Annotated in this window: 29 protein-coding genes and 1 tRNA gene; 20 read left to right on the forward strand and 10 right to left on the reverse strand. The window is 65.0% G+C overall.

What is annotated here, in order from left to right; all coding sequences use genetic code 11:
• The coding region (locus IC66_RS0128640; RefSeq protein WP_157158103.1) for a DUF305 domain-containing protein at positions 1 to 503 on the forward strand (503 nt) is incomplete at its 5' end.
• 12 nt (positions 504 to 515) lie between these two features.
• Here IC66_RS0128640 and IC66_RS0128645 read toward each other — a convergent pair.
• The 4 genes from IC66_RS0128645 to IC66_RS0128660 form a co-directional block, all read right to left on the reverse strand.
• On the reverse strand, positions 516 to 1,124 hold the full coding sequence (locus IC66_RS0128645) for a cysteine hydrolase family protein (protein WP_038949966.1): 609 nt from the start codon (positions 1,122 to 1,124) through the stop codon (positions 516 to 518).
• A gap of 109 nt (positions 1,125 to 1,233) precedes the next feature.
• Positions 1,234 to 2,040 (reverse strand): N-acyl homoserine lactonase family protein, encoded by an 807-nt coding sequence (locus IC66_RS0128650; protein WP_038949967.1) that lies wholly within the window; start codon positions 2,038 to 2,040, stop codon positions 1,234 to 1,236.
• Positions 2,041 to 2,049: 9 nt separating this feature from the next.
• The gene (locus IC66_RS0128655; protein WP_008557256.1) at positions 2,050 to 2,439 is read right to left on the reverse strand and encodes a carboxymuconolactone decarboxylase family protein; all 390 of its coding nucleotides are present in this window, start codon (positions 2,437 to 2,439) and stop codon (positions 2,050 to 2,052) included.
• 43 nt (positions 2,440 to 2,482) lie between these two features.
• Complete coding sequence (locus IC66_RS0128660; protein WP_038949968.1) at positions 2,483 to 3,856, reverse strand: MmgE/PrpD family protein; 1,374 nt, start codon at positions 3,854 to 3,856, stop codon at positions 2,483 to 2,485.
• Between the two features lie 152 nt (positions 3,857 to 4,008).
• On the opposite strand from IC66_RS0128660, the gene IC66_RS0128665 reads away from it, so the two are divergent.
• The 16 genes from IC66_RS0128665 (at position 4,009) to IC66_RS42705 (ending at position 19,534) form a co-directional block, all read left to right on the forward strand.
• Positions 4,009 to 4,962 (forward strand): NAD(P)-dependent oxidoreductase, encoded by a 954-nt coding sequence (locus tag IC66_RS0128665; protein WP_271596092.1) that lies wholly within the window; start codon positions 4,009 to 4,011, stop codon positions 4,960 to 4,962.
• A gap of 28 nt (positions 4,963 to 4,990) precedes the next feature.
• Positions 4,991 to 6,385, forward strand: a complete 1,395-nt coding sequence (locus IC66_RS0128670; RefSeq protein ID WP_038949969.1) for an MmgE/PrpD family protein — start codon at positions 4,991 to 4,993, stop codon at positions 6,383 to 6,385.
• Between the two features lie 103 nt (positions 6,386 to 6,488).
• Positions 6,489 to 7,424, forward strand: a complete 936-nt coding sequence (locus IC66_RS0128675) for a branched-chain amino acid ABC transporter permease (protein WP_028140565.1) — start codon at positions 6,489 to 6,491, stop codon at positions 7,422 to 7,424.
• A gap of 2 nt (positions 7,425 to 7,426) precedes the next feature.
• Positions 7,427 to 9,199 carry a branched-chain amino acid ABC transporter ATP-binding protein/permease gene (locus IC66_RS0128680; RefSeq protein WP_038949970.1) on the forward strand — a complete coding sequence of 591 codons (1,773 nt, stop codon included), beginning with the start codon at positions 7,427 to 7,429 and terminating at the stop codon, positions 9,197 to 9,199.
• On the forward strand, positions 9,186 to 9,893 hold the full coding sequence (locus tag IC66_RS0128685; protein ID WP_028140567.1) for an ABC transporter ATP-binding protein: 708 nt from the start codon (positions 9,186 to 9,188) through the stop codon (positions 9,891 to 9,893). The genes IC66_RS0128680 and IC66_RS0128685 overlap by 14 nt, the downstream gene beginning before the upstream one ends.
• A 34-nt stretch (positions 9,894 to 9,927) precedes the next feature.
• A complete protein-coding gene (locus IC66_RS0128690; protein WP_038949971.1) occupies positions 9,928 to 11,163 on the forward strand; it encodes an ABC transporter substrate-binding protein in 1,236 nt (411 codons plus the stop codon).
• A 31-nt stretch (positions 11,164 to 11,194) separates the two neighbouring features.
• Entirely contained in the window at positions 11,195 to 12,433 is a 1,239-nt protein-coding gene (locus IC66_RS0128695) for an ABC transporter substrate-binding protein (protein ID WP_038949972.1), read from the forward strand.
• 41 nt (positions 12,434 to 12,474) lie between these two features.
• Positions 12,475 to 12,855 (forward strand): carboxymuconolactone decarboxylase family protein, encoded by a 381-nt coding sequence (locus IC66_RS0128700; protein WP_028140570.1) that lies wholly within the window; start codon positions 12,475 to 12,477, stop codon positions 12,853 to 12,855.
• A 15-nt stretch (positions 12,856 to 12,870) separates the two neighbouring features.
• Positions 12,871 to 13,641 carry an SDR family oxidoreductase gene (locus IC66_RS0128705; protein ID WP_038949973.1) on the forward strand — a complete coding sequence of 257 codons (771 nt, stop codon included), beginning with the start codon at positions 12,871 to 12,873 and terminating at the stop codon, positions 13,639 to 13,641.
• A 22-nt stretch (positions 13,642 to 13,663) separates the two neighbouring features.
• Positions 13,664 to 14,404, forward strand: a complete 741-nt coding sequence (locus tag IC66_RS0128710; protein WP_038949974.1) for an SDR family oxidoreductase — start codon at positions 13,664 to 13,666, stop codon at positions 14,402 to 14,404.
• 23 nt (positions 14,405 to 14,427) lie between these two features.
• The gene (locus IC66_RS0128715) at positions 14,428 to 15,144 is read left to right on the forward strand and encodes a GntR family transcriptional regulator (protein ID WP_038949975.1); all 717 of its coding nucleotides are present in this window, start codon (positions 14,428 to 14,430) and stop codon (positions 15,142 to 15,144) included.
• A 24-nt stretch (positions 15,145 to 15,168) separates the two neighbouring features.
• Positions 15,169 to 16,143, forward strand: a complete 975-nt coding sequence (locus tag IC66_RS0128720) for a tripartite tricarboxylate transporter substrate-binding protein (RefSeq protein ID WP_038949976.1) — start codon at positions 15,169 to 15,171, stop codon at positions 16,141 to 16,143.
• Positions 16,144 to 16,378: 235 nt separating this feature from the next.
• Positions 16,379 to 17,008: a DUF1326 domain-containing protein gene (locus tag IC66_RS0128725; RefSeq protein ID WP_038949978.1), complete on the forward strand. Its 630-nt coding sequence runs from the start codon at positions 16,379 to 16,381 to the stop codon at positions 17,006 to 17,008.
• A gap of 50 nt (positions 17,009 to 17,058) precedes the next feature.
• Positions 17,059 to 17,880 (forward strand): DUF2182 domain-containing protein, encoded by an 822-nt coding sequence (locus IC66_RS0128730; RefSeq protein ID WP_038949979.1) that lies wholly within the window; start codon positions 17,059 to 17,061, stop codon positions 17,878 to 17,880.
• A gap of 257 nt (positions 17,881 to 18,137) precedes the next feature.
• A complete protein-coding gene (gene zigA, locus IC66_RS0128735) occupies positions 18,138 to 19,352 on the forward strand; it encodes a zinc metallochaperone GTPase ZigA (RefSeq protein WP_038949980.1) in 1,215 nt (404 codons plus the stop codon).
• Entirely contained in the window at positions 19,349 to 19,534 is a 186-nt protein-coding gene (locus IC66_RS42705; RefSeq protein WP_049806662.1) for a hypothetical protein, read from the forward strand. Before zigA ends, IC66_RS42705 begins: the two co-directional genes overlap by 4 nt.
• A gap of 10 nt (positions 19,535 to 19,544) precedes the next feature.
• Here IC66_RS42705 and IC66_RS0128745 read toward each other — a convergent pair.
• Together IC66_RS0128745 and IC66_RS0128750 are read right to left on the reverse strand one after the other, a co-directional pair.
• Positions 19,545 to 19,629, reverse strand: a tRNA-Leu gene (locus IC66_RS0128745).
• Between the two features lie 219 nt (positions 19,630 to 19,848).
• A complete protein-coding gene (locus IC66_RS0128750) occupies positions 19,849 to 20,091 on the reverse strand; it encodes a FliM/FliN family flagellar motor switch protein (protein WP_011088012.1) in 243 nt (80 codons plus the stop codon).
• A 95-nt stretch (positions 20,092 to 20,186) separates the two neighbouring features.
• Here IC66_RS0128750 and lipB point away from each other — a divergent pair, with 95 nt between their 5' ends.
• Positions 20,187 to 20,924, forward strand: coding sequence for a lipoyl(octanoyl) transferase LipB (gene lipB / locus IC66_RS0128755; protein WP_038949982.1), 738 nt, complete (start codon positions 20,187 to 20,189; stop codon positions 20,922 to 20,924).
• Positions 20,925 to 21,120: 196 nt separating this feature from the next.
• Positions 21,121 to 21,834, forward strand: a complete 714-nt coding sequence (locus tag IC66_RS0128760) for a DNA helicase (protein ID WP_038949983.1) — start codon at positions 21,121 to 21,123, stop codon at positions 21,832 to 21,834.
• A 44-nt stretch (positions 21,835 to 21,878) separates the two neighbouring features.
• Here IC66_RS0128760 and IC66_RS0128765 read toward each other — a convergent pair whose 3' ends face one another.
• Positions 21,879 to 22,301, reverse strand: a complete 423-nt coding sequence (locus IC66_RS0128765) for a tautomerase family protein (RefSeq protein ID WP_028140580.1) — start codon at positions 22,299 to 22,301, stop codon at positions 21,879 to 21,881.
• Between the two features lie 113 nt (positions 22,302 to 22,414).
• Here IC66_RS0128765 and IC66_RS0128770 point away from each other — a divergent pair, with 113 nt between their 5' ends.
• A complete protein-coding gene (locus IC66_RS0128770; RefSeq protein ID WP_038949984.1) occupies positions 22,415 to 23,269 on the forward strand; it encodes a LysR family transcriptional regulator in 855 nt (284 codons plus the stop codon).
• A 4-nt stretch (positions 23,270 to 23,273) separates the two neighbouring features.
• Here IC66_RS0128770 and IC66_RS0128775 read toward each other — a convergent pair whose 3' ends face one another.
• The 3 genes from IC66_RS0128775 to IC66_RS0128785 are packed head-to-tail and all read right to left on the reverse strand — an operon-like array spanning position 23,274 to position 25,946.
• Positions 23,274 to 24,710 (reverse strand): TIGR01777 family oxidoreductase, encoded by a 1,437-nt coding sequence (locus IC66_RS0128775; protein ID WP_028140582.1) that lies wholly within the window; start codon positions 24,708 to 24,710, stop codon positions 23,274 to 23,276.
• Positions 24,707 to 25,372 (reverse strand): DUF4166 domain-containing protein, encoded by a 666-nt coding sequence (locus IC66_RS0128780; RefSeq protein ID WP_028140583.1) that lies wholly within the window; start codon positions 25,370 to 25,372, stop codon positions 24,707 to 24,709. Before IC66_RS0128780 ends, IC66_RS0128775 begins: the two co-directional genes overlap by 4 nt.
• Positions 25,373 to 25,388: 16 nt before the next feature.
• Entirely contained in the window at positions 25,389 to 25,946 is a 558-nt protein-coding gene (locus IC66_RS0128785; RefSeq protein WP_038949985.1) for a GbsR/MarR family transcriptional regulator, read from the reverse strand.
• Positions 25,947 to 25,964 lie beyond the last annotated feature (18 nt).

Raw genomic sequence — 25,964 nt, forward strand, 5'->3', positions numbered from 1 at the left:
ACAGGGATGCGGACCAGACCTATATCCGTCACATGACGGCGCATCATGCCCAGGGTATCGAGCTGGCCCGGATCGCCGTGGAGCGCGCCCAGGGCCCGCATCTGCGCAAGCTCGCGATGCTGATGGTCGCGAGCCAGGCCGGCGAGATCAGGATTTTCGAGAACTGGTGGCTGAGCTGGTTCGACACGGAGATGCCCGACTGCAGCACCGAAGAGCGTGCCGCCATGCCGGGCTTCCTGGCTCAGGCCGAGATGCGACAGGTCAAGGCCGCGCCGGCGGACCGGTTCGATGCGGTGTTCGTCGAGACCATGAGCAAGCATCACATGGGCGCGGCCAGGATGGCCGACCGGATGTGGCGCAGTGGCGGAGACCCACGGCTGCGCCTCATGGCGCATGCCATTCGTCACGCCCAGCAGGGCGAGATCGCGCTGATGCACGATGCGAGCGGCATTTCGGCCGTCGCCACGGCCGTCCGCAACATGCTCGCCGACAACGTCAATTGAGCGGATCGCCCCCTACTCCCGCCAGAACTCGGCCAGTTCTTCCGTTGTCACCAGGTCGACCTGGCCGTGAAAGCGGGTGCGGTACATCGTCATGAGCGCGTCGTGCCCGACGTCGGACGAGCTGCACAAGGCGTCCTCGACGATCACGACCCTGAAGCCGAGATCGACAGCGCTCAGGACCGTCGAGAGCACGCAGACGTCGGTTTCGGCGCCCGAGATCACGACCGTGCCGACGTTCTTGTCGATCAGCCGGCCCGCGAGGGCGGGATTGCTGAATGCGGAATAGGCCGGCTTGTCGATCATTGCAGCCGGCGGAACGAACTTGCTCAGCGCGGGCACGAGCTCGAGCGCGGATGGCGGCAGATGCTTGCGCGTGGCCTGGCTCCAGCGATGAAAATAGCTCTGCCACTGGCCCGGGCGATCTTCCGGATCCTGCGGCGTGATGAAGCGCGTGAAGATGGTTCTGGCCTGGTGGCGCGCAACGATCGAGGCGATCGTCGGCAGAACACGCTCCATCCACGGCGTCGCCCACAGACCGCCGGGGGCGAAAATGTTCTGCATGTCGATGCAGAGGTGAACGGCCTCCCTGATCTCGGCCACTTCCGACGTGCTGTCCCTCATCGTCCTCCACCATCAAGCGCATTCGGCGATCCATTGCGAATGCGAAGGCGAAGGCTTTGGTTCCGAACCGCCGCGGTGCAGAGGCAGACTTGGAACCCGCGACGCGCGGTTACGCCGGCGTTGCGGCCGGCGCCACGTCGAGGCGAACCGCGATCCCATTCAGCTCCGGGCCTGGCGCCGGGTAGAGCTTCATGACGAGCGGATCATGGCCGGGGACGATGTGGTCCGCGTCAGGCGCCGCGGCGCGCAGCTTGTCGAAGCCCACAAGCATGTCGCCGACATGAAACGCCGTCGTGAACGGACGCTCGCTGGTCATGTTCTCGTAGAAATGACTGACGTCGGAGGCGAGCACGACAGGGCCGCGGCGTGTGTTGACGCGGACGAATTGAAGGCCTGCGGAATGGCCGCCCGCCGCATGGACCGTCAGCCCGGGCGCAATCTCGGCGTCGCCGTCGTAGAACAGCACCCGGCGCGCGTAATTCAGCCGCACGATCCCGCAGACGTCCTCGACCTCGAACGAATGCGACAATCTCGGATATTGCATATAGCGGCCGGTGGCATAGGCGAGCTCGCGTTCCTGCAGATGAAATCGCGCGTTCGGAAATCGGTCGAAATTACCGACATGGTCGTAGTGCAGATGGGTGAGGATCACGTCCCCGACATCGGCGGGGTCGATATCGAACGCGGCAAGCGTCTCCACCGGGCAGCGCAGGAAACTCCGCCTGCGCTGCCTGGCCACTTCCGCGTTGAAGCCGGTGTCGATGACGAAGCTGCGCCCGCCTCCCCGCGCCAGCCACATGAAATAGTCCATCGGCATCGGTCCGTCATGCGGATCGCCGCCGATGAAGTGCTCGCTCCGCTGCGCATCCCGCGTCGCATAGCGGATCGCGAAGAGCTCGTAGTCCGGGTCAGCCATGGGATTTGCTCAGGACCCCGCCGCGTCAACCTCGTTGAAGGCCTCGCGCGCATTGCGGAAGGCGTCGATGCCGGCGGGAACGCCGCAATAGACCGCGACCTGAAGCAGGATCTCCTTGATCTCCTCCTTGGTCAGCCCGTTCTTCAGGGCGCCCTTGACGTGCAGCTTCAGCTCATGCGGCCGGTTCAGCGCGCCGAGCATCGCCAGATTGACGATCGAGCGCGTGCGCCGGTCGACGCCGGGCCGCGTCCACAAGGCACCCCAGCAGAATTCGGTCGACCATTCCGCCATGGTGCGCGTGAACTCGTCGGCCCCGGCAATCGACTTGTTGACGTAGTCCTCGCCGAGCACCTCTTTACGAACTTTGAGGCCCTTTTCGAACAGTTCGGTCTTGCTCATGATCGTCCCTTTCAGGTCTTGAGAGAGTTGAGTTGGAAGTTGATTAGCGCGATGCCGGTCGCAGCGATTGCAGGAAATTGCCGACGTCGTCGACCGAATCGAGCCGCCAGATCGCGTCGATGACGCGGTCCGCATCCCAATCGCTTCGACCTGTCCGCATGGCCTCGCGCAGCTTGGCCTCGAGGTCGCGGTCTGTGAGCGGCGCGGCGAGACTGCCACGCGGCGCGATCACGGTCTCGGTGAGGACCTCACCGGACGACAGGCGCAACGTCACGCGCGCGGCACCATCCGGCATCGCGCCATCGAGCACCGCCCTCACCTTCTGCCGCAGCTGCGCGATGTCGGACCGGACCACCGTCTCATGCGCGAATTCGGCAACCCCGGCCGTGCCGAGCAATAATCCGCAAGCCACGCAATGATGGATGCTGACGCGCGCATCGCGCTCGTTATTGACCGGGCGATCGCCGCGCGCCAGCAGCAGCGCCGAGCCCTGCACCGTCACCAACTCGATCTGGTCGACCCGCCCGCCGATGCGCTGGCGCAACGAGAGGCAGGCGTCGATCACCGCGTGAAAGACAATGCCGGCGGGATACGGCTTGTAGGTGTTCTTCGCAATCTCCCAGGTCTTGCCGAGACCGTCGAGCAGGCGAGCAATATCGGGCTCGTCCCCCATGGTACGCGCCCAGCCCAGCGGGCCTTCAATGGCGCGGGGCGCCGCCTCGTAGCCCTGCTGCGCCAGCAGCGCCGCGAACAATCCGTTCCGAGCCGCGTTGCCCACGCTGACATTCTTGGCGGCACTGGGCAGGTTCTCGACATTGCCCGCCGACTGGCTGGCCGCAAGCCCGATCGCGTTTGCGATTCCCGCAGCGGGCAGGCCCAATAGTTTCGCGCACGCCGCCGCCGCGCCAAAAATCCCGCAGGTCGAGGTGATGTGCCAGCCGCGCGCGTAGTGGTGCGGCGAGACTGCATTGCCGATGCGGCACTCCACATCCACGCCGAGAATGAACGCGGTCAATACATCCCGCCCCGACAGTTTGCGCATCTCCGAAAGCGCCAATATCGGCGCGGCAACCGGCGCGGCGGGATGAATGATTGTCTCGGGATGGGTGTCGTCGAAGTCGAGCAGATTGGCCGAGATGGCATTGAGAAATGATGCACACAACGCATCCATCGGCTGCGAGTGACCGATGACCGTCGATGTCGCGGCCCCGGTGAACGGCGACAGCGTGCGCATCGCCGCGATCACGACAGGATCGCGCGCGGAGCCGAGCGCCGTCGCGAAGAAATTGAGAATCGATCGCCGCGCCTCAAGGCTCTGCGCCTCGACGTCCGTCCATGACGAGGCAGCGACGAAATCGGCGAGCGTCTTGCTCACACTCGGAATTGGGACTGGCGGCACGCGGGGCGTCTTCCTCATTTTGTTCGAACCTTATGCCGATCCGCGGCAAACTGTCGACCCCAAAATGTTATGCTTGACAGCTTGTCTGACAATCATAACAATCCGGCCCGTTGGCGCGGGGTCCCCGCTGCCACGACGACGGCGGCCGAGACGGCCGGCCGGCGACAACGATCGACCAACGAGATCAAGAAGGCGCGCCCGTCACGGGATCGCGCGACAGGGAGCAGACGATGGCGGGAGAGATTCTCGGCGTAATCGGCACGGGCCGCATGGGCGGTCCGATGGCGGGACGATTGATGGACGCGGGCTATTCGCTCGTCGTCTATGACACGCAGGCCGAGGCGACTCAGCCGCTGGTCAAGCGCGGCGCGCTCCTCGCCAGCTCGCCGGCCGACGTCGCCTCACGATCAGACATCGTGCTCGCCAGCCTGCCGACGCCCGACATCGTCAAGGCCGTTGCGCTCGGCCAGGATGGCATCGGCAGCGGCAACCGTGCGAAGATCGTCATCGATCTCTCGACGTCGGGTCCAGGCGCTGCGAAGCTCGTTGCGGAAGGCTTGAAGGCCAAGGGGATGACCCTGGTCGATGCGCCCGTGAGCGGCGGCATCAAGGGCGCCGTCAACGGCACGCTGGCGGTGATGGTCTCGTGCCCGCAGGCGACTTACGACATCGTGCAGCCGATCCTGAAGAACTTTGGCAAGCTGTTCTACACCGGCGACAAGCCCGGCGTGGCGCAGACGGCCAAGCTCGCCAACAACCTGATGGCGGCCGCAGCGCTCGTGATCACCTCGGAAGCCGTCGCGATGGGCGTCAAGGGCGGCGTCAACGCCAAGGTGCTGATCGACATCATCAACGCCAGCAGCGGCCGCAACAGCGCCTCCGAAGACAAATTCCCCCGCGCGGTGCTGCCCGGCACCTTCGATTTCGGCTTCGCCACCGGCCTCTCCTACAAGGACGTCCGTCTCTGCGTGGACGAGGCCGAGGCCATGGGCGTGCCGATGGTCTGCGGCGCGGTGGTGCGGCAGATGCTCGCGATCACCAACGCCAAATACGGCGCCTCATCCGACTTCACCTCGATCGCCAAGGTGCTCGAGGAGTGGGCCGGGGTCGAGATGCGCGGCTGATCGCGCAAGCCAGGGAGAGCGACCCGCGATGACGATCGGTCCGACCGCATCAGGCAAGGTCCCGCTCGCGCGTCAGATGGCGCGGAGCGTGCTTGCGCTGGATATTGGCTATTTCGGGCAGGACGTCATTGCCAAGGCAAAGCTCTGCCTGCTCGACTTCCTGTCCTGCGCCTTCGAGGCCGGCCATCATCCCTGGAGCCGCCAGGCGGTTGCGATTGCGCAGGCCGGCGGCAGCGCAACGATCATCGGGACGTCGCAGCTTTCCTCGCCGGCCGACGCAGCCTTCGCCAATGCCGTCATGGGGCACGGCCTCGTGCGGGAAGACATGCATGCGGCCAGCATCGCGCACCACGGCGTCGTGATCTGGCCGGCCCTGCTCGCGCTGTCGGAACAGACGCCGCTGCGCGGGGACAGGCTGCTCGCGGCCGCCATCATCGGCTATGAGACCGGCGCGCGGATCGGCCGCGCGCTGCTGACCTCGGACCTCGCACGCCTCTATCGCCCGACGGGCCTCGTGGCCCCTCTGGGCGCAGCGCTCGCGGGAAGTTTCGCGCTCGGCCTCTCCGAGGCCCAGGCGACCAGCGCCATCGCGATCGCGGCCAATACCTCCAGCGGTCTCAACGAGTGGCCGCATGCCGGCGGCTCCGACATGTATTTCCATCCCGGCTTTGCCGCCGGCAATGCGATCAAGGCAATTGGCCTTGCCGCGGCCGGCGCCTTCGGCTCGGAAACCATACTGGAGGGTGAAGCTGGCCTGTTCGCCGCCTATCGCCGCCAGCCCGCGCCGGAGAGCATCGCGCTCTTCCCCAATGGCGAGTGCGAGATCATGGCCGTCTACAACAAGCCGGTCCCCGCCTGCAATTTCGCGCAGACAGCGGCACAGGCGGCGCTGCGCGTCTCGCACGAGCTCGCCAGCACCGACGAGATCGACCACGTCGTCATCCGCGCGCCCGACGCTGCGGTTCGCTATCCCGGCTGCGATTCCACGGGTCCCTACCGCAACGCGCTCCAGGCCAAGATGAGCATTCCCTTCAGCGTCGCGGCGACGCTGGCGCGGGGCGAGATCGAGGAAGAGAACTACGCCGAGCTCGATGATGCCGACATCATCCGCCTCGTGGCGGTCACCGATCTCAAGGCAGATCCCGCCTTCACCGCCGCCTTCCCCGGCAAGCAGGGTGCGGAGGTCACCGTGCAGCTGCGCGGCGGCCGGACCATCCGGCACGCTCTGCCCGACGTCATCGCCGCAACACCTGCCAATATTCGCGCACGCTTTCGCAGCTCGGCAGCCGGAGGCCTCGGCGAGGATCGCGTGCGGCGGCTCGAGCAACTCATCGACGATTGCGAGCAGCTCGGCCATGCAGGCGACATCGCCGCGCAGTGCCGCCTGAATGCAACGGAACGGGCTTTACGACCGGCATCATGAGAAGTGCCGGAGAGTACGGGGGAAACATGGTCGATTTCGAGACCAGCTTAGTAATGCCATCGGCGCATGGCTGCCGGCAAGCCGATACTCGGAGGCCAGGCTGATGGAAGGCTTTCTGCAAGCGCTCGCCGCGGGGCTTTTGATCGGCGCCGTCTACGGCCTGATGTGCGTCGGGCTCGGCCTGATCTTCGGCGTCATGCGCGTCATCAACTTCGCCCATGGCGATTTCATGATGCTTGGCATGTACACCGCCTTCTATCTCTTCACCGCCGCCGGCATCCAGACGCTGTTCGGCAATGCCGTGGGGCCCTTCGTCGCCATCCTGCTGGCCGGGCCGGTGCTCGCCGTGTTCGGCTATTTCGTGCATCTGGCTTTGATTTCGCACGTCTCCGGAACACGTACTGCCTCGCTCGAAGGCGAAGGCCATTACGCCCAGCTCATCCTCACGCTCGGCATCGCGCTGATCCTGCAGAACGGCGGCCTCATCGTGTTCGGCTCGGTGCTGGCCTCGATCCGTACGCCGCTGTCGAGCTCGGCGTGGGAGCTCGGGCCCTTCTTCGACATGAGCATCTTCCTCAACAAGGCCCGCAGCATCGATATGATCGTCTCGCTGGCGATCATGATCCTGCTCTCGCTGCTGATCACGCGCACGCGGATCGGCAAGTCGCTCCGCGCCGCCGCGGACAATCCGACGGCTGCGACCTATATGGGCATCGACGTCGACCGCGCGCATCGCACCGCCTTCGCACTCGGCTGCGGCATCACCGCGATTGCCGGCGGCCTGCTCGCCACCAACTACCCGTTCCACCCCTTCGTCGGTCTCGAATACGTCATCGTCATGTATGCCGGCGTCGTGCTCGGCGGCATGGGCAGCATCATCGGCGCCTTCTGGGGCGGCATGACGATCGGCCTCGTGCAGCAGATGTCGACGCTGATCCTGCCGACGCAGTTGCAGAACGCCGCGATCTTCGCCGTCTTCCTCCTCATCATCTTCTTCCGTCCGCAAGGCTTCTTCGGGCGCATGGTTGAGAGGACGTGACCATGCTCCGGATGCGCTCCTTTCTGCCTCCCCTGCTCTTCACGCTCGCCTATGCGGTCGTGTCGCTCGGCGTCACCAACTCCTACTACCAGCTGATCCTGACGCTGGTGCCGGTGTGGGCGGTGTTCGGGCTGTCGTGGAATCTGCTCAGCGGCTATACCGGCCTGATCTCGTTCGGCCACGCCGCTTTCTTCGGGATCGGCGCCTACGCGACCGCGCTCGGGCAGATCTATTTCGACATCTCGCCCTGGCTGCTGATTCCGGTCGCCGCCATGCTCGGCGGTATCGCCGGCCTCCTGATCGGCTTTCCGACCTTCCGGCTGCAAGGCCACTACTTCGCGCTGGCGATGCTCGCCTATCCGCTCGCCATTCTCTACGTGTTCGAGTGGCTCCGCGTCCAGGAGGTGACGCTTCCGATCAAGCGCGAGGCGCCGATCGCCTATATGCAATTCGCCGATCCGCACCTCTACACGCTGCTGGGGCTGGCGCTCATGCTCGCCACCATCGTGCTGACGCAGGTGATCGAGCGATCGCGCTTCGGCATGGCGCTGCTCGCGATCAAGCAGAACGAGGCTGCGGCCGAGGCGGCCGGTATCAATACGCTCGCCTGGAAGCTGCGCGCGATCACGCTGAGCGGGGCGATCGCCGCCGCCATCGGCGGATTTTACGCGCAGGTGCTGCTGGTCGTGACCCCGGCATCGGTGTTCGGCATGCTGGTGTCGGCGCAGGCGCTGACGGTCGCGATGTTCGGCGGCGTCGGCACGGTCTGGGGCCCGGTGATCGGCTCGGTGATCCTGATCCCGCTCGCCGAGATCCTGCACGCCGAGGCCGGCGCGCGCATCCCCGGCATTCAGGGCGTCATCTTCGGTATTGCCATCGTCTGCGTCATCCTGCTGGCGCCGGAAGGCCTGTTCTGGAAGCTGCGCGATCTCCTGCGCAAGCGGAGCGCGCCCAAGGCGGCGGTCAGTGATACCGCGGAAGCAGCAGCTGCCAACGTGACGGCCCTGAAGCCCGCCTCCCGGCAGCGTGCCGCCACCGGCGAGGTCGTCCTCGAAGTGAAGAACCTCTCGCGCTCCTTCGGCGGCCTGAAGGCGGTGCAAGATGTCAGCTTCAAGCTGCACAAGAACGAGATCCTCGGCATCATCGGCCCCAACGGCGCCGGCAAGACCACGCTGTTCAATCTCCTCAACGGCTTCCTCAAGCCCAGCCAGGGCGAGGTGCTGATCGACGGCCGCAACATGTCGGGCCAGCGGCCGCACGTGATCTGCGAGGCCGGCATCGGCCGCACCTTCCAGGTGATGCGGCCGTTCCTGCGCATGTCGATCCTCGACAACGTCGTGGTCGGGGCCTATGTGCGCGCCCGCACCGACGATGAAGCCCGCAAGCTGGCCGCTGACGCGGTCGCCCGCGTCGGGCTGTCTGCCGTGGCTGACCGTGTCGCCGGCGAGCTCTCGACCAAGGAACTGCGGCTGATGGAGCTGGCCCGCGCGATCGCCGGCCAGCCGCGCATCCTGCTGCTCGACGAGACGCTCGCGGGCCTCGGCCACGGCGAGGCGGACGAGGTCGTGGCCGTGATCCAGCAGCTCGCGCGCGATGGCATCACCATCGCCATCATCGAGCACACCATGCAGGCGATGGTCCGGCTGGTCGACAGATTCCTCGTGCTCGACCACGGCGCCGTCATCACCGAAGGCCTGCCGGAAGTGGTGACGCGCGACAACCGCGTGATCGAGGCCTATCTCGGCAAAAAGTGGGTGGGCCATGCTGCGAATTGAGGGATTGAGCGCGGGCTATTCGGCCAAGCCCGTCCTGAACGACGTCTCGATCAATGTCGGCGCGGGCCAGTTCGTCGCGATCGTCGGACCCAACGGCGCCGGCAAGACCACGCTGTTCAAGACGATCTCCGGCATCGTCAAGCCCAGCGGCGGCGCGATCACGTTCGACGGCGTCGACCTGCTCGCAGTGCCGCCGCCGCAGCGCGCCCATCTCGGCATCGCCCACGTCCCGGAGGGACGCCAGGTCTTTCCGTCCCTGACCGTGATGGAGAATCTGGAAATGGGCGCGATGACCGAAAGCGGCCGCCGCGACTGGCAAGCCAATATCGAGCGCATCTTCGAATGGCTGCCGGTGCTGAAGGAGCGCCGCGATCAATTCGCGGGCACGATGTCCGGTGGCCAGCAGCAGATGCTCGCGATCGGCCGCGGCCTCGCCTCCTCCCCGAAGCTTCTGATGCTGGACGAGCCCTCGATGGGGCTCGCGCCCTCGACCGCGGACTTCATCTTCGAGCGGCTGATCGAGATCCGCCGCCAGTCCGGGCTGACCATGCTGCTGGTCGAGCAGCGCGTCGCGGAAGCGCTGGAATCCGCCGACCACGGCTATGTCCTCGAAGCCGGACATGTCGTGCTCGAAGGCAACAACGCTACGCTGCGCGCCGATGACCGCGTGCGCAAAGCCTATCTCGGCATGTGACCAACACAAAAAACAAAGATCAGGGAGAAACAAAATGAACAAGACTTCAAAAGGACTGAGTCGCCGCACCGTGCTCTCCGGCGCCGCCGCCGTCGGCCTCGCCGGCGTTGCGCGCGCGCAGGCACCTGGCGAGATCAAGGTCGGATTGATCGTGCCGCTGTCGGGTATCTACACCCGCCCCGGCCAGGTGATGAAGATGGGCGCCGAGATGGGCATCGAACACATCAACGCGCAGGGCGGCATCAAGGCGCTCGGCGGCGCCAAGTTGAAGCTGGTCGTGATCGACTGCGGCGACACCACCGAGAAAGCCAAGAACGCGGCACAGCGCATGGTGGCGCAGGAGCCAGATCTGGTCGCGGCCACCGGCTCCTATCTGTCCTCCTTCACGCTGGCGGTCACCGAGGTGACCGAGCGCGCCGAGCTGCCTGTGCTGACGCTGTCCTATTCGGACCTGCTGACCGACCGCGGCTTCAAATACATTTTCCAGACCGCAGCGACCGCGAGCCGCCAGTCAGAGCTCGGCCTGCCGACGCTGATGAAGCTGGCCGAGAATGCCTCGGGCAAGAAGCCGAAGACCGTGGCGATGCTGATGGACAACACCGCAACGTCGGTGGCCACCGCCAAGGCGCTGAAGGAAAAGCTGTTCGCGCAGGAGGGCCTCCAGCTCGTGGTCGAGGAGGTCTGGACGCCGCCGCTGTCGGATGCGACGCCGCTGATCCAAAAAGTTCGCTCGGCCAAGCCCGATCTGCTGCTGTTCATGCCCAATGCGGTCTCGGACGCCAAGCTCGGCCTCGAGAAGATCAGCGAGTTCGGCCTCGGCCAGGGCAAGATCCCGACCGTGTCCTTCAGCATCACCATCGCCGAGCCCGACATGCTGCAGAGCGTGAGCCCGGAGACGGTGCAAGGCATCATGACCATCGTCGCCAATTGGGGCTCGAAGGGCCACGAGGCGCTGATCGCCGAGCTCAAGGCCAAATACAAGGAGCCCTGGATGACCCAGAACGTCATCTCGACCTATGGCGACATGTGGCTGATGAAGGAAGCGCTGGAGAAGGCCGGCAAGGCCGACCGCAATTCGGTCGCGCAGGCCTTCCGCACCATGGATGCCGGCCCGTCGAAATATTACCCGGGCGGCCAGCTCAAATTCGACGAGAAGGGCCGCCGCGTCGGCGCCGGCGTCGTCATCGTGCAATGGCAATCGGGCGTGCCTGTCACCGTTTATCCGCCCGAGCTCGCGCAGGCGCAGCCGTTCTGGCCGAAGAAATCCTAGGCGTCGCGCAAATCCTGGGGAGGAGACTGTCATGACTGCCAAGAGCAAGATCACGATATCGCGGCGAACCCTGCTGGCCGGCGCCTCCGGCACGCTGATCGCGTCCCGCGCCGGCTGGGCGCAGCAACCTTCGGAAGTGAAGGTCGGCCTGCTGGTGCCGATCTCGGGGCTCTATGCCCGCCCGGGAACGGTGATGCGCGAAGGCGCCGAGATGGCGATTGATCACATCAACGCGCAAGGCGGCGTCAAGGCGCTCGGCGGCGCCAAGCTGAAGCTCGTCGTGCTCGATTCCGGCGACACCACGGAGAAGGCCAAGAACGCGGCACAGCGCATGGTGGCGCAGGAGACCGATCTGGTCGCGGCGAGCGGCGCCTATCTGTCCTCGTTCACCCTCGCGGTGACCGAGGTGACCGAGCGCGCCAACCTGCCGATGCTCACCCTCTCCTACTCGGATCTCATCACCGAGCGCGGATTCAAATACGTGTTCCAGACCGCGGCCACCGCGGGGTCGCAGGCACGGCAGGCGTTGCCCCAGCTCATCAAGCTGGCGGAGACGGCCTCCGGCAAGCGGCCGAAGACGGTCGCGATCCTCACCGACAACACGGGGGCCTCGATCGCCTCCGCCAAGGCAATGCGCGAGGGCCTGCTGGCGGAGAACCAGTTGCAGCTGATCGTCGACGAGACGTTCACGCCGCCGCTGGCGGATGCGACGTCGCTGGTGCAGAAGATCCGTTCGGCCAAGCCCGACCTGCTGTTCTTCCTGCCGACGGTGATCTCGGATGCAAAACTGCTGCTCGAGAAGATGAACGAGTTCGGCCTCGGCCAGGGCAAGATCCCGACGATCTCGTTCGGCATCGCGATCGCCGAGCCGGACATGCTGCAGACTGTCAGCCCCGAACTGCTCCAGGGCGTGTTGACGTGCGTCGCCAGTTGGGGCGCCAAGGGCCATGAGGCGCTGATCGCCGAGTTGAAGACGCGCTACAAGGAGCCGTGGATGACGCAGAACGCGATCTCCACCTATGGCGACATGTGGGTGATCAAGGACGCGCTGGAGAAGGCCGGCAAGGCCGATCGCGTCGCCGTCGGCGAAGCGCTGCGCACCATGGATGGCGGCCCCTCGAAATATTACCCGCTGGGCGAGATCAAGTTCGACGAGAAGGGCCGCCGCGTCGGCGCCGGCATGACCATCGTGCAGTGGCAAGCCGGCGTGCCGGTGACGGTGTTCCCGCCCGAACTCGCGCTGGCAAAACCGTTCTGGCCCAAGAGTTGACCTGAGAGCTGACGGCGCCAAACCAAGAAACGGAGACCACAATGGACAAAGCGACCTACGACCGCGGCCTCGAAATCCGCAAGAGCGTGCTCGGCAACGAATTCGTCGACAAGGCGATCGCATCCGCCGACGAGTTCAACCGGCCGATGCAGGACCTCACCACGGAATATTGCTGGGGTTACGTCTGGGGCCGCGAGGGCCTCACACGAAAGACGCGCAGCTTCCTCAATCTGGCGATGCTCTGCGCACTCAACCGTCCTCATGAGCTGAAGACCCATGTCCGCGGCGCGCTCGCCAATGGCGCGACCAAGGAGGAAATCCGCGAGGTCTTCATGCAGGTCGCGATCTATTGCGGCGTGCCGGCCGGCGTGGATGCGTTCCGGAATGCGAAGGAAGTCTTCGCCGAGCTCGACAAGACGTAGCGGAGCGTGACTGCGATGAAGGGCAAATGGGCACTCGTGACCGGCGCGACCGCGGGCCTCGGCCTCGCCATCGCCGAAGGGCTTGCCGGCGCGGGCGCCAATATCGTCCTTCACGATCTCGACACGCCGAAGCAGGCCGCGGATGACCTCCGCGCCCGCTTCGGCGTCGAGGTCATCGCCGCCGGCGCCGATCTGTCCCGGCGCGAGGCGATCGAGGCCATGATGGCGGACCTGCTCGACCGCTGCGGCGCGATCGATATCCTCATCAACAACGCCGTCGTGCGGCATTTCTCTGCCATCGAACAGTTTCCGCCCGAGCGCTGGGATGAGGCCCTCGCCGTCAATTTGTCGGCGCCGTTCCACCTCATCCGCCTGGCGCTGCCTGCGATGAAGCATCGCGGCTGGGGCCGGATCGTCAACATGGGCTCGATCTATTCCAGCCGCGCGGTCGAGGACCGCATCGACTACGTCACCACCAAGACGGCGATTGCAGGCATGACCCGCGCCGTCGCCATCGAGACGGCACGCAGCGGCATCACCTGCAACACGCTCTGCCCAGGCACGCTGCCGACGCCCGCGATCCTGAACAAGATCGCGACGATGGCATCGAGCAGCGATCGTCCGGTCGAGGACGTGACGCGCGACTATCTCGGCGAGCGCCAGCCGACGCAGCGCTTCGTCGAAATGGACGCCGTCGCCGCCATGGTCGTCTTCCTCTGCGGTCCGGCCGCGAACGACATCACCGGCGCCAGCCTGCCGATCGACGGCGGCTGGTCGGTGGCATGAGAACTGGAATGGGAGTGCAGCGATGACTGAACAATCAGGCCAGACCGTGGTGCTGACGGGTGCCGCCGGCGGCATGGGACGCGCCATCACCAAGGCACTGCTGGATAGCGGCCGCCGCGTCGTGCTGGTCGATCGCGACGCCAAGGCGCTTGAAGAGCTGGCGGCGACGGCGGGCGATGCGGTGTTTCCGATCCAGCTCGACGTCAGCGATGCAACGGCCGTCGATCGCCTGCCGGATGCCATTCCCGGTCATTTCAAGCCGGTCGACGTTCTCATCAACAATGCCGGCCACGACATCGGCGGCCGGACGCGCTTCGACATCGGTTCTGCGGACGACTGGTCCAGCATCATCCAGACCAACCTGATCGGCCTGATGCGCGTCACGCGCGCGATCCTTCCCGGCATGGTCCAGCGCAACGCCGGCCACATCGTCAACATCAGCTCCATCAACGCGGTGCGGATCGTGCCCGACATGGCGGCGTACAGCACCAGCAAGGCGGGCGTGCACATGTTCACCGAGACCCTCCGGGGCGAGCTGGCGGAAACCGCGATCCGGGTGACCGAACTGCAGCCCGGCCTGACCCGGACCAACATCATCCTGACCCGCTACCGCGGCGATCAGCAGAAGGAAAAGGACTATTTCGACCAGTTCAGGATGGCGCTCGATCCGGCCGATATCGCCCGCTCGATCGTCTTCGCGCTCGACCAGCCCGCCCACGTTCAAATTGCCGAAATGATGATTCTGCCTGTAAACCGGTACTGAGTTTTCCCGAACAGGACCCGGACATGGAAAGACGCAACGAATTGCAGTCGACACTCCGCATCGAGGACGTCCCGACCGTCCGGGCGATGGTGGCGCAGAAGCTGCGTGAGGCGATCATGTCGGGAACGCTGAAGCCGGGCCAGCGCCTGGTCGAGCGCGAGCTCTGCGAGATGATGGGCGTCAGCCGCCCCTCGATCCGCGAAGCGCTGCGTGCGCTCGAAGCCGACGGGCTGGTCAATACGGTTCCGCACCGCGGCCCCGTGGTGTCCACGATCAGCCTCGAAGAGGCCCGGCAGCTCTACGCGGCGCGCGCAGTGCTCGAAGGATTCGCCGGCCGCGAATGCGCCAGGCTTCACGACCCCGAAGTGGCACGCCGGATCGGCGACGCCCTGACACGGCTGAAGGCGGCCGCGGCCAAGCAAGACCTCGTCGGATGCCTCGAAGCCAAGACCGATTTCTACGCGGCGCTGATCGGCGGCTGCCGCAATGCGTTTATCCAGCGCATGCTCAAGCCGCTGCACGATCGCATCCAGCTGCTGCGGATCACCTCGATGTCGCAACCGAAGCGGATCAACAAGAGTCTGCGCGAGGTCACCGCGATCTGGCGTGCGATCCAGAACGGCGATCCGGATCTCGCCGAGCGTTGCTGCGTCGACCACATCAACGCGGCCGCGGTGGCCGCGCTCGACATGATCGAAAAATCGTCGGCGGCCAAGGAGGCGGCGCCTTCCGACGACTAGAATAATGCCGCCAGGGAGTGTTCGATGAAGTTTCTCGTACGATCGCTGATCCTGTTCCTCCTGCTTCATCCCTGCGGCGCAGCGCTCGCTGACGACTTTCCCAATCGCCCGGTCACGATGATCGTGCCGTTCTCCGCCGGCGGTCCCGGCGACGTCATCGCACGTATCCTCGGCAGCGCCATGAGCGCAACGCTGAAACAGTCCATCGTCATCGAGAATGTCGTCGGTGCCGGCGGCACGCTGGGCACCAACCGCGTCGCCAAGGCGGCCGCGGATGGCTACACGCTGCTGCTGATGCATGTCGGCCAGGCCACCGCGCCTGCCCTCTACGCCAAGCTGCCGTTCGATCCGGTCGGCGATTTCGCACCGGTCGGGCTCGTCACCGACGTCCCGATGATCCTGGTGGCGCGACCGAATTTTCCAGCCAAGGATCTCGGCGAGCTGGTCGCGCACATTCGCAACGCCGGTGACAAGATCACTTTCGGCAATGTCGGTCTCGGCTCGGCCTCGCAGCTCTGCGGCCTGATGTTCATGAGCGCCACCGATACCAAGCTCACCCCGATCTACTACAAGGGCGGCGGACCGGCGCTGAACGACGTCATCGCAGGCCACATCGACGTCTATTGCGATCCCGCGACAGGGCCGACGCCGTACATCCAGTCGAAGACGATCAAGGGCTATGCCATCACCAGCAAGACGCGTGTCGCGACGCTGCCTGATGTGCCGACCTCGACTGAAGCCGGCGTTCCCGAGTTCAATGTCACGACCTGGTACGGCCTCTACGCGCCGCGCGGCACGCCCAAGCCCGTCGTCGACCATCTCGTGGGCGCACTGCAGACGGCGCTGAAGGATCCCGCGCTGATCAGCCGCTTTGCCGAGCTCAGCATGGCGCCGGTCGAGCCCGAGCGCGCGACGCCGGAAGCCCTCGAAGCTTTTCTGAAAGCCGAGATCGGCAAATGGGGACGGATCATCAAAGCGGCCGGAATCGAGCCGCAGTAGGCTCGGCCATCTCCGGACCACGTCCAGAAAATATCCGTGATCTCAAAGGGAAAATTGGCTTCGGTACGCTCGGAGGACGGTCGCGTTTGGAGTTCAGGCGCAATTCCAGCTGATCGGTGCACTTTTCCGTAAATCGGCCGAGCCCCATTGCGGGGCTCCGCCGCGCGGCGTAACTTTCAACCAAGCGTAGCTCATTCGAAAGCATCTATCGGGTTCGGCCTAGCGGGAGACAGCGATGGCAGATGTCCCATGGCACCTTTCCGGTGACTATTTCGAGAATTGCAGTTGCAGCATCGTGTGTCCCTGCCTGGTGTCGGCGGCGCCCCCGTTGACCGCACGACCGACCGAGGGCTTCTGCAACGTACCGCTGATCTTCCACATCGAGAGCGGCCGCTACGGTGACATCGAGCTGGATGGACTTAATGTCCTCGTCGTCCTCCACGCACCTGGGGTCATGGCAGACGGAGATTGGTCGATCGCCGCCTATATCGATCAGCGCGCCAGCGATGAGCAGACCGAGGCCCTGGCTGCGATCTTCACCGGCGGTGCCGGCGGTCCGATGGCCGCGTTCACGCCGCTGATCAGCAAGAACCTGGGGGTACGCAAGGTCCCGATCACGTTCCGGATCGACGGCAAGACGCGGTCCGCGGAAATTCCCGGCATCCTGCACATGTCCGTCGATCCCCTGCCAACCATGCATCCGAGCGGGGAGATGTGGGCGAACATCGGCCATCCGGTCAGCCCCGATGCCATGGTGATGGCCGTCGGCGCCGCCGGCAATACCTTCAGCGATCATGGCATGCGCTGGGATAATTCCGGCAGGAACGGCCTCTATGCGCCGATCCGCTGGTCGAACCAGGCGTGATGTAAACTTCCGATACCGGCCGGCGTCAGGCCCGGCAATTTCGATCGCCAATGACGGACAACCCACTGGAAACCGTGCTGCGTCGCGATCGCTGGATCGTCGGCGGCGCGATCGGCCTCATTGTCGGGCTGGCATGGAGCTATGTGCTCTGGCTCGCCAACGACATGGACATGGGCGGCATGGACATGGCCGGATTCCGCATGATCCCGGCCGGGATCGGAATCATGCTGCCGACGAGCGAGCCGTGGCGAACATTCGAGTTCGCCTACGTGATGCTGATGTGGGCGGTGATGATGATCGGAATGATGGCCCCTTCGGCCGCGCCGATGATCCTGATGTACGCCCGCGTAGGCCGACAGGGCAAAGCACAGGGCAAGCCGTTCGCCGCGACCGGCTGGTTTGCCGCCGGTTATCTCCTCGCCTGGTGCGGCTTTTCGCTGGCGGCCACCCTTCTTCAATGGGCGGTCGAGCGCGCCACCTTGCTGGATTCCCGAATGGCGCTCGCAAGCAACCTGCTCGGCGCCATCGTGCTGGTCGCGGCTGGTGTCTATCAATGGACACCGCTGAAGGACGTCTGTCTCGCCCAATGCCAGTCGCCGTTTCTGTTCCTGATGCGCCATGGCGGCTTTCGCGGCGACCTGCGCGGCTGCCTGCTGCTGGGACTTCGGCACGGAGGCTATTGTGTCGGTTGCTGCTGGGTTTTGATGGCGCTGTTGTTCGTAGGCGGAGTGATGAACGTGCTCTGGATCGCGGTTTTGGCGCTGCTTGTCCTCCTGGAGAAAGTTACGCCGGTCGGACGATGGATCGCGCGCGCTGCCGGCATCGCATGTGTGGCCGCGGGCGCCTGGCTGCTGGTGCACTTGCCGCAGTGATGCAACCTGCTTGACGTTCAGTTCGATTTCTACGCTGGGCTGCGTCGCCCGTTCTCCGGCGCACCGCTGTCCGGCATTTTGCCTGCCCCGACCGCTCCCACGGGGCAAAGAACAATCACTTGAACGTTCGCAACTTCAGTTGAACCGCAAAACGGCTTGACGACGACGCCGACAATGAATGTAATGTTATAACATTACATATCCGGTCCCAATGCCCCCGCGTCACTCTATCCCCTTGAAAAGACTGTTCGATCTCCATGCAAAAACTCCCCGTCACCGTCTTGTCCGGCTTCCTCGGGGCTGGAAAGACCACTTTGATGAACCACGTCCTGAACAACCGGCACGGCCTGAAAGTGGCGGTGATCGTCAACGACATGAGCGAGGTGAACATCGATGCGGATCTGGTCCGTGGTGGCGGTGCGAACCTGTCCAGGACTGACGAGAAGCTCGTCGAGATGACCAACGGGTGCATCTGTTGCACGCTGCGCGACGACCTGCTGAAGGAGGTGCGCGCCCTCGCCGAAAACGACCGGTTCGATTATCTGCTGATCGAATCCACCGGCATCTCCGAGCCGCTGCCGGTTGCTGCGACCTTCGACTTCCGTTCCGAGGACGGCGAAAGCCTCTCCGACGTGGCACGCCTCGACACCATGGTCACCGTGGTCGACGCGGTGAATCTGCTGAGGGATTATTCATCGACGGATTTCCTGGAGCAGCGCGGCGAAGCGCTTGCGCACGACAAGCGCACGCTGGTCGATCTGCTCGTCGAGCAGATCGAATTTGCCGACGTGATCGTGCTCAACAAGGTCGATGACGCCTCGCCGGCACAACGCGAAACAGCGCGAAAGATCATCCGCGCGCTCAATCCGGAAGCGGAGTTGATCGAAGCCAACCACAGCCGGGTCGCCTTCGATCGCATTCTCGACACCGGCCGGTTCGACTTCGAAAAGGCGCAGGCGCATCCACTCTGGTTCAAGGAACTCTACGGCTTTGCCGATCACGTGCCGGAGACGGAGGAATACGGCGTGAGCAGCTTCGTCTATCGGGCGCGCCGGCCGTTCGATCCCGAAAAATTCGACAAGTTCGTGCGAGAGCCCTGGCCCGGTGTCATTCGCGCCAAGGGACATTTCTGGCTGGCGACGCGGCCGCAATGGCTGGGCGAGATCAGCCAGGCCGGCGCGATCACGCGCACCGAGGCCCTTGGATTCTGGTGGGCGAGCGTGCCTGCGGAACGCTGGCCGGACGACCCGTTTTGGCGCAAGCGGTTGCGTGCGAACTGGAACGACATCTATGGCGATCGCCGCCAGGAAATCGTGTTCATCGGCGCGGGCATGGACGAGAGCGCGCTCCGCGCACGCCTGGATGCCTGCCTTGTCCCGGGCAAGCCGGCCATGAACGTCACGGAATGGGCGAAGCTTGCAGACCCGTTTCCAGTCTGGCGGCGCGCGAACGAAGTTTTGGAGCGCGAATGACCAAAATCGTCCGCTTCGCCTCGAAATCCGAACTCGAGCGGCAGCGCCTCATCCGCGAGGCGCGTGCGATCTACGACAGCATCTTCCCACCGGACGCCCCTGCCGGCGGCTGCGCACATGATCCGTCAGATCAACGGGCGGCGCACGAGGCGGCCGCCGAAATTCTGCCCAAACAACGATAAGGGATGAAGGTGGTGCGCTCGGAGGGACTCGAACCCCCACGATTTTACTCACTGCCACCTCAAGGCAGCGCGTCTACCAGTTCCGCCACGAGCGCTTTGGGGATGCCGGCTTGAGGCTTGAAGGCCGGCCGGATCAACGGCGCCGATCTAACAAATCCATCAGAGGGGTACAAGCCTGCAAAGGCCCTGAATTCCACAGCTTTGCAGGAAAGTTCCTGGCCTTCCCCCCGAATCGGCCCTTACCGCCGGCCCAGTGCCCCTACCGTGTACCGGGCCGCGACCGCGTGCTCCCGGCCTATCGGGTCCCCGGGCCGCTACCGCGTGCCCGGCGTGCGCGGCAGCATCTGCTTGACCTCGACCGCGATCCGGTTGCGGTCGACCAGCACGACGCCGGAGGCGACCGGCAGATTATTGGCCAAAACCTTGACCTCATCGGCCTCGGTTGCGTCCAGCTCGATGATGGCGCCGCGGGAAAGACGTAATACTTGATGGATCGGCATCGTGGTCGTCCCGAGGACGACCATGAGATCCACGGTGACTTTATCGAGAGTGGGCACTGTCAGGACCGCCGCAACCAGGGACTAAGGACCAAGGACTTAGAACAAGCCCTTGGCATTTGCGCCTGCAATGATCACCACGTTATGGTTAGCCAATGGTTAATTTGCCCCAAAACCCGCGCCAAGAGCTGGATTTGACGTCATTTTCGGCGTCCCACGGCCAGCCCGTGGAGTGGCGAATCTCGGACGCGGCGGTGCCCTATCCGGAGGCGGTGGCCGAGATGGAAGCCCGGGTCGCCGCCATTGCGGCGGGCGAGGCCGCGGAACTGGTCTGGCTGCTCGAACACCCCCCGCTCTACACCTCCGGCACCTCGGGCAAGGAAGCCGACCTGCTCGATCCCCGATTCCCGATCTTCGCCACCGGGCGCGGCGGCCAGCTCACCTATCACGGGCCCGGCCAGCGGGTGGCCTATGTCATGCTCGACCTCAAGCGCCGCCGGCCGGACGTCCGGGCCTATGTCGCGAGCCTTGAGGAGCTGATTCTGCGCACGCTCGCCGCCTTCAACGTCCGGGGCGAGCGGCGTGAGGATCGGGTCGGCGTCTGGGTCAGGCGCCCCGACAAGGGCGAAGGTTACGAGGACAAGATCGCGGCGATCGGCGTGCGGCTGAAACGCTGGGTCTCGTTCCACGGCATCGCCATCAATGTCGAGCCGGAGCTGTCGCATTTCACCGGCATCGTGCCGTGCGGCGTCACTGACGCCCGCTACGGCGTCACCTCGCTGGTCGACCTCGGCCAGCTCGTGACCATGGCTGACGTCGACATCGCGCTTCGGCAGGCATTTGAGGAGCTGTTCGGGCCGACCAAAGCGTTGGTACCGGAAGCGGCCGCCTAGCATTTTTGTGGCGCCCAACCGCGCGCAGTCCCCGCTCGTCGCGGAATCGGCTATGCTCGCGTCAGGTGTCGCCCACGCCTCCCCCCTCCGCCGGGAAAGCAGACTTCATGCCGGGCGATGAGATCATCGGCCGACTGTTCGAGCGCCAGGCATAAGGAGGGATTGCGCTTTCTGCTCGCAATGGGAGGTTTTGACGATGAGATTGTCTGCACCGATCTATCATCTGAAGCGCAAGGCGAAGCGCCTGTCCCGCGAGGAAGGCATTCCGCTGCACGATGCACTTGATCGCATCGCGACGACGGAAGGGTTTTCCGCCTGGAGCATGCTCGCAGCGAAAGCCGCGGCCATCACGCCGGCGGGCAGGCTGTTTCCGCAATTCCGGCCCGGCGATCTGGTGCTGGTCGGCGCGCGCCCCGGCCAGGGCAAGACTCTGATGAGCCTCGAACTTGCCGTGGAAGCCATGCGGTCGGGCCATCGCGCTGCGTTCTTCTCGCTCGAATACACCGAGAAGGATGTTCTGGAGCGCTTCCAGGCGATCGGCGCGGACCCCGCGCAATTCCGCGAGCTCTTCGATGTCGATTGCTCCGACGCCATCAGCGCCGATTACATCGTCAAGGAGATGGCCGCGGCACCATGCGGCACGTTCGTGGTGATCGACTATCTGCAATTGCTCGACCAGAGGCGGGAAAACCCCGACCTCTCCGTTCAGGTTCGCGCGCTGAAATCGTTCGCACGCGACAAGGGGCTGATCGTCGCCTTCATCTCGCAGATCGATCGTTCCTACGATCCCGCAGTCAAGCCCTGCCCCGACCTCGACGATGTCCGCTTGCCAAATCCGCTGGATCTGAAGCTGTTCGACAAGACGTGCTTCCTGAACAATTCCGAAGTTCAGTTCAGGGCAGCAAGCTGACGATCAGGCCGCGGGTGAGATGGCTCTACCCGCGGCTTGCAGCCTCACGCCGCCTGCAGCGACACGTCGAGCTTGCCGGCGATGTAGCGGCGTTCCTGGGTGAGGCCGCCGAAACCGTAGGCATCGCCCTTGACCTCGTCGACATGCAGATAGGTCTCGGGATGCAACGGCCCCAGAATCTCGGCCATGCGCTTGAACATGGCGGCAAGATAAGCGGCCTTCTCGTCCTTGGTATTGGTGCCTTCGGTGACGTGGATGTCGATCCAGTAGCTGGCAAGCTTCTGCTCGGCGAGCGACTTGCCGCCGGCGAACCAGTCGTCGGCCTCGACCGACTTCACGATGATGGCAGTCACCTTGGGATCCTTGTGCAGGATCTTTGCGGTGAGCTCGGACACGGCGTTGGCGATCTCGGCCTTCAGCGAGGGCGACTGGCGGGACGAGGTGTAGGACACGGTGATCAGCGGCATGGTGGCTCTCCTCAAGATGCAGCGCGGGATTTGCCCGGCGTTGGTGAGAAGCTAGACCTCTCCTCGTCATATTGATATCTTATCTCTGTTGATACCAGTGATAACGATCTATAATGACAGCCACCCTCGATATCGCCACCATCAAGGCCTTCCTGCTGGTCGCCGACCTCCAGAGTTTTACGCGTGCTGCCGAGGCGCTGGGCACGACGCAAGCCGCTGTCAGTCTCAAGCTGCAGCGGCTGGGGGCGTTGCTGGGAAGACGCCTCGTCGAGCGCTCGCCACGCGCGGTCCGGCTCACTGCCGACGGCGCCAGCTTCCTCGATCGCGCCCGCGCGCTGATGGCGGCGCATGACCGCGCGCTGTCGGGCGAGGCCCCGGCCGCGCAATCGCTCTCGCTCGGCATCTCCGATCACGCCGCCGGCCCCGAGCTGGTGCCGCTGCTGGAACGCCTGCACGCGATGTCGTCAAATCTCACCCTCGCCGTCACCATCGGCTTCTCGCGCGAGATGCAGGACGCCTATGACGCCGGCGAGCTGGACGCTGTGATCGTCCGCCAGGAGGGCAGCCGCCGCGGCGGCGAGAGGCTGACCGAGGACGAATTCGGCTGGTTCGCGTCACGGCGTTTCACCCTGCCGAAGGGCGAAGCGCTGCCGCTCGCAACCCTCGCTCCGCCCTGCGGCGTCCGCGCCATCGCCGTGCGCGCGCTCGACAAGGCCGGCTTCGCCTGGCACGAGCGCTTTGTCGGCGGCGGCGTCACGGCGGTGGTCGCAGCTGCGCTCGCGGGACTTGCGATTGCGCCACTGGCGCGGCGGATCGCGCCTCCCGGGCTGGTCGATATTGGACCCGCGCACAGGCTGCCGAAACTCGGCAGCTCGAAGGTGATGCTACATTCGAAGGTCAGCGATCCCGCCAAGCTTGCGGCGCTACGCGCGGTGGCGGCGACGTTTCGGAGCGTCGCGGCCACCTGATGTCTCACAAAATCGCCTCGAACGCGCTGCGCAGCGTCTCGTGCCTGAATACAAAGCCGCGGCTCAGCGCCTTGTTGGGCAGCACGCGCTGACCGCCGAGCAGCAGCTCGTCGGCGAAGCCGCCGCCGATCCGGCGCAACAAGCCGCCGGGAATGCGGAAGATCGCCGGCCGATGCAGGCGGCGGCCAAGCTCCTCGGTGAATTTTGCATTGGTCACCGGGATCGGCGCGGTGGCATTGACGGGGCCCGACAGATCCGGCGTCGCCATCACATAGGCGATCAGGCGAATGAGATCATCGCGCTCGATCCAGGACATCCACTGCCGCCCGGTGCCGATGGGACCACCGAGGCCGAACTCGAACGGCGTCAGCATACGCGTGACGAAGCCGCCTTCGGTGCCGAGCACGAGGCCGATGCGCAAACAGACGACGCGCACGCCAAGCTCCTCCGCCGGCCGCGCCGCCTTCTCCCAGGCCGCGCAGAGCTCGTGGCTGAAACAGGCGTGCGACTTGGCCGACTCCGTCAGCACCTGGTCGGCCCACAATCCGTACCAGCCGATCGCGGAGCCGCTGACCAGCACCTCGGGCTTCCGATCGAGCCGCGCGATCAGTTTGACGATTTCGCCCGTCATGTCGATGCGGGAGCCAAGAATCTTCGCGCGCTTCGCCTCGGTCCACAAGCCGTTGCCAATCGGCTCGCCGGCGAGATTGACGATGGCGTCGATTGGCGTGTCCGCGGCGAGCTGATCGAGGCTGGTGATCAGCGTGACCGGCGGCGGCAGCATCTCCGCCTTCGCGGGATTGCGGATCAGCGCGATGACCTGATGCCCGGCGCCGCTGAGGCTCGCCGCGAGGCGACTGCCGATGAAGCCGGTGGCACCCGTTATCAGCACGGTCTTGCGGCCCGGGAGCTTTTCGACAAGCCCCTCGGCGGGAACGCTGCGCATCCGGCCGAGCCGGCGCATTGCGGCAAAATCCCTGAGGCCGCAGAGCGAGGCGCCAACCGCGCAGGCGGTCGCGGCGATGCTGAGCAGGCCCTGGTTCATGACGGTCACGCCAAAGGGCTGCATCGCCCAATCGGTCAGCACCGGCAGCAGCAGCACGAGAATGGCGCCGTAATTGATCGCGAGCAGCGTGTGGTTGATGCGCTCGCTCGGCGGCAGTTTCCGGCTCAGATCCTCCTCGACGAAATCCATCAGCGTGATGACGATCTCGGCGACCAGCACCGCGACGATCAGCAGCGCCAGCAATCCATAAACCTCGAGCCAGCCGAGCACGAGGAACAGCAAGGCATAGAGCATGTTGCGGATGCCATGCAGCTTGAGTTCGAAACGCTGCGACACCCGCCAGGCCAGGCGCTCGGTGAATTCGTGGTGATAGAAGGTGTCGAACACTCCCATCACGATCTGGATGGCGATGAGCGTCCACAATAGCGGCGTCATGATACGGCCTCCCTGAAGGTGGCGGACTGGTGGATCAGCGCGCCGTAACGAGGATGAATGACATCGAGGGTGAAGCGGAATGCGCCGTTGCCGAGGTCGCGGTGCGTCACCGTGAGATCGCCCGGGGTGAACCAGCGCGGCAACGGGATCCACAGGCGTCCGAGCTGGAGCCCATAACCGGCACTGCGGAAGGTCAGCGTCTGGTCCTCGACCGCGGTGCGGAGCGCCATCGAGACGCCGAAGCCGACATATTCCTCGAGCCCCGTCGGACCGGCAAAACGCTTGGCGGAATGGATCACGTGCGGAAAGCCGCGCTTGCGCGCGCAGATGCGGGTCCAGGTCTGACCGCCGGTCGTGCCGTCCTCGGTCACGGTGACGATCATGGGAACACCGGTGTCGCGGCCGGTCGGCAGCGGCCCGCCGATCAGGCGCGCAGCCTGGGCGAACCACCAGCCGATGTCGCTGAAGGAGACCTCGTCGACCACGCCGACATAGACGACGCTCTCGCCGTCCGCGACGCGTTTGGAGAAACGCCGCCACGTCGCCAGCGGCAGCCGGCCCCAATCCTCGTTCGACAGCAAAGTGCGGAAGCGGCGATCGTCGAGCAGTCGGGTGTGAGCGGAGGTCGATGCGTTGCAGCGTAACAATCTTGCCGACGTCATCGTACCCTCCTCAATACTATTTGGCCTTGCCCAACGGCAGCAGGTTGGCGATCTTCTCGCCAAGCCGCATCAAGGCGACCAGCCGCGGCCGCGGCACCTTCAGCATCTGCATGAACCAGTGATCGGCGAGCTCGGTGAAGGCGAGCATCTCCTTCAGCCGCTTGCTCGCGACCGGATTGATGGTCGGATCGCCGGCGGCATCGGACACGCACGCCCTGAGCGCCGCGATCGCCGGATCGAGCTCCCGCTCCTTGCGCCGCGCCGCTATTCTGGCGGCGACCTCCCAGATGTCGGTCTCGGCCTCGTAATGGTCGCGGCGGTCACCGAGGATCGGCACCCGCCGGATCAGGTTCCAGGCGAGCAGCTCCTTGAGCGAGTTGGAGACGTTCGAGCGAGCCATGCCGAGCGTGTCGGCGATGTCCTCGGCGGTCATCGGCGCCTCGGCAAGATAGAGCAGCCCGTGAATCTGGCTGACCGAGCGATTGACGCCCCACTCGTCCCCCATGTCGCCCCAATGCAGGATGAAGCGCTCGACGGCGGCGGGAAGTTTCTTCTTTCCGGTAATTTCTGTCATGACAGAAATATCTGACGA

Origin of the sequence: Bradyrhizobium genomosp. III, assembly GCF_000261705.1 — a bacterium.
Lineage (GTDB): Bacteria > Pseudomonadota > Alphaproteobacteria > Rhizobiales > Xanthobacteraceae > Bradyrhizobium > Bradyrhizobium ottawaense.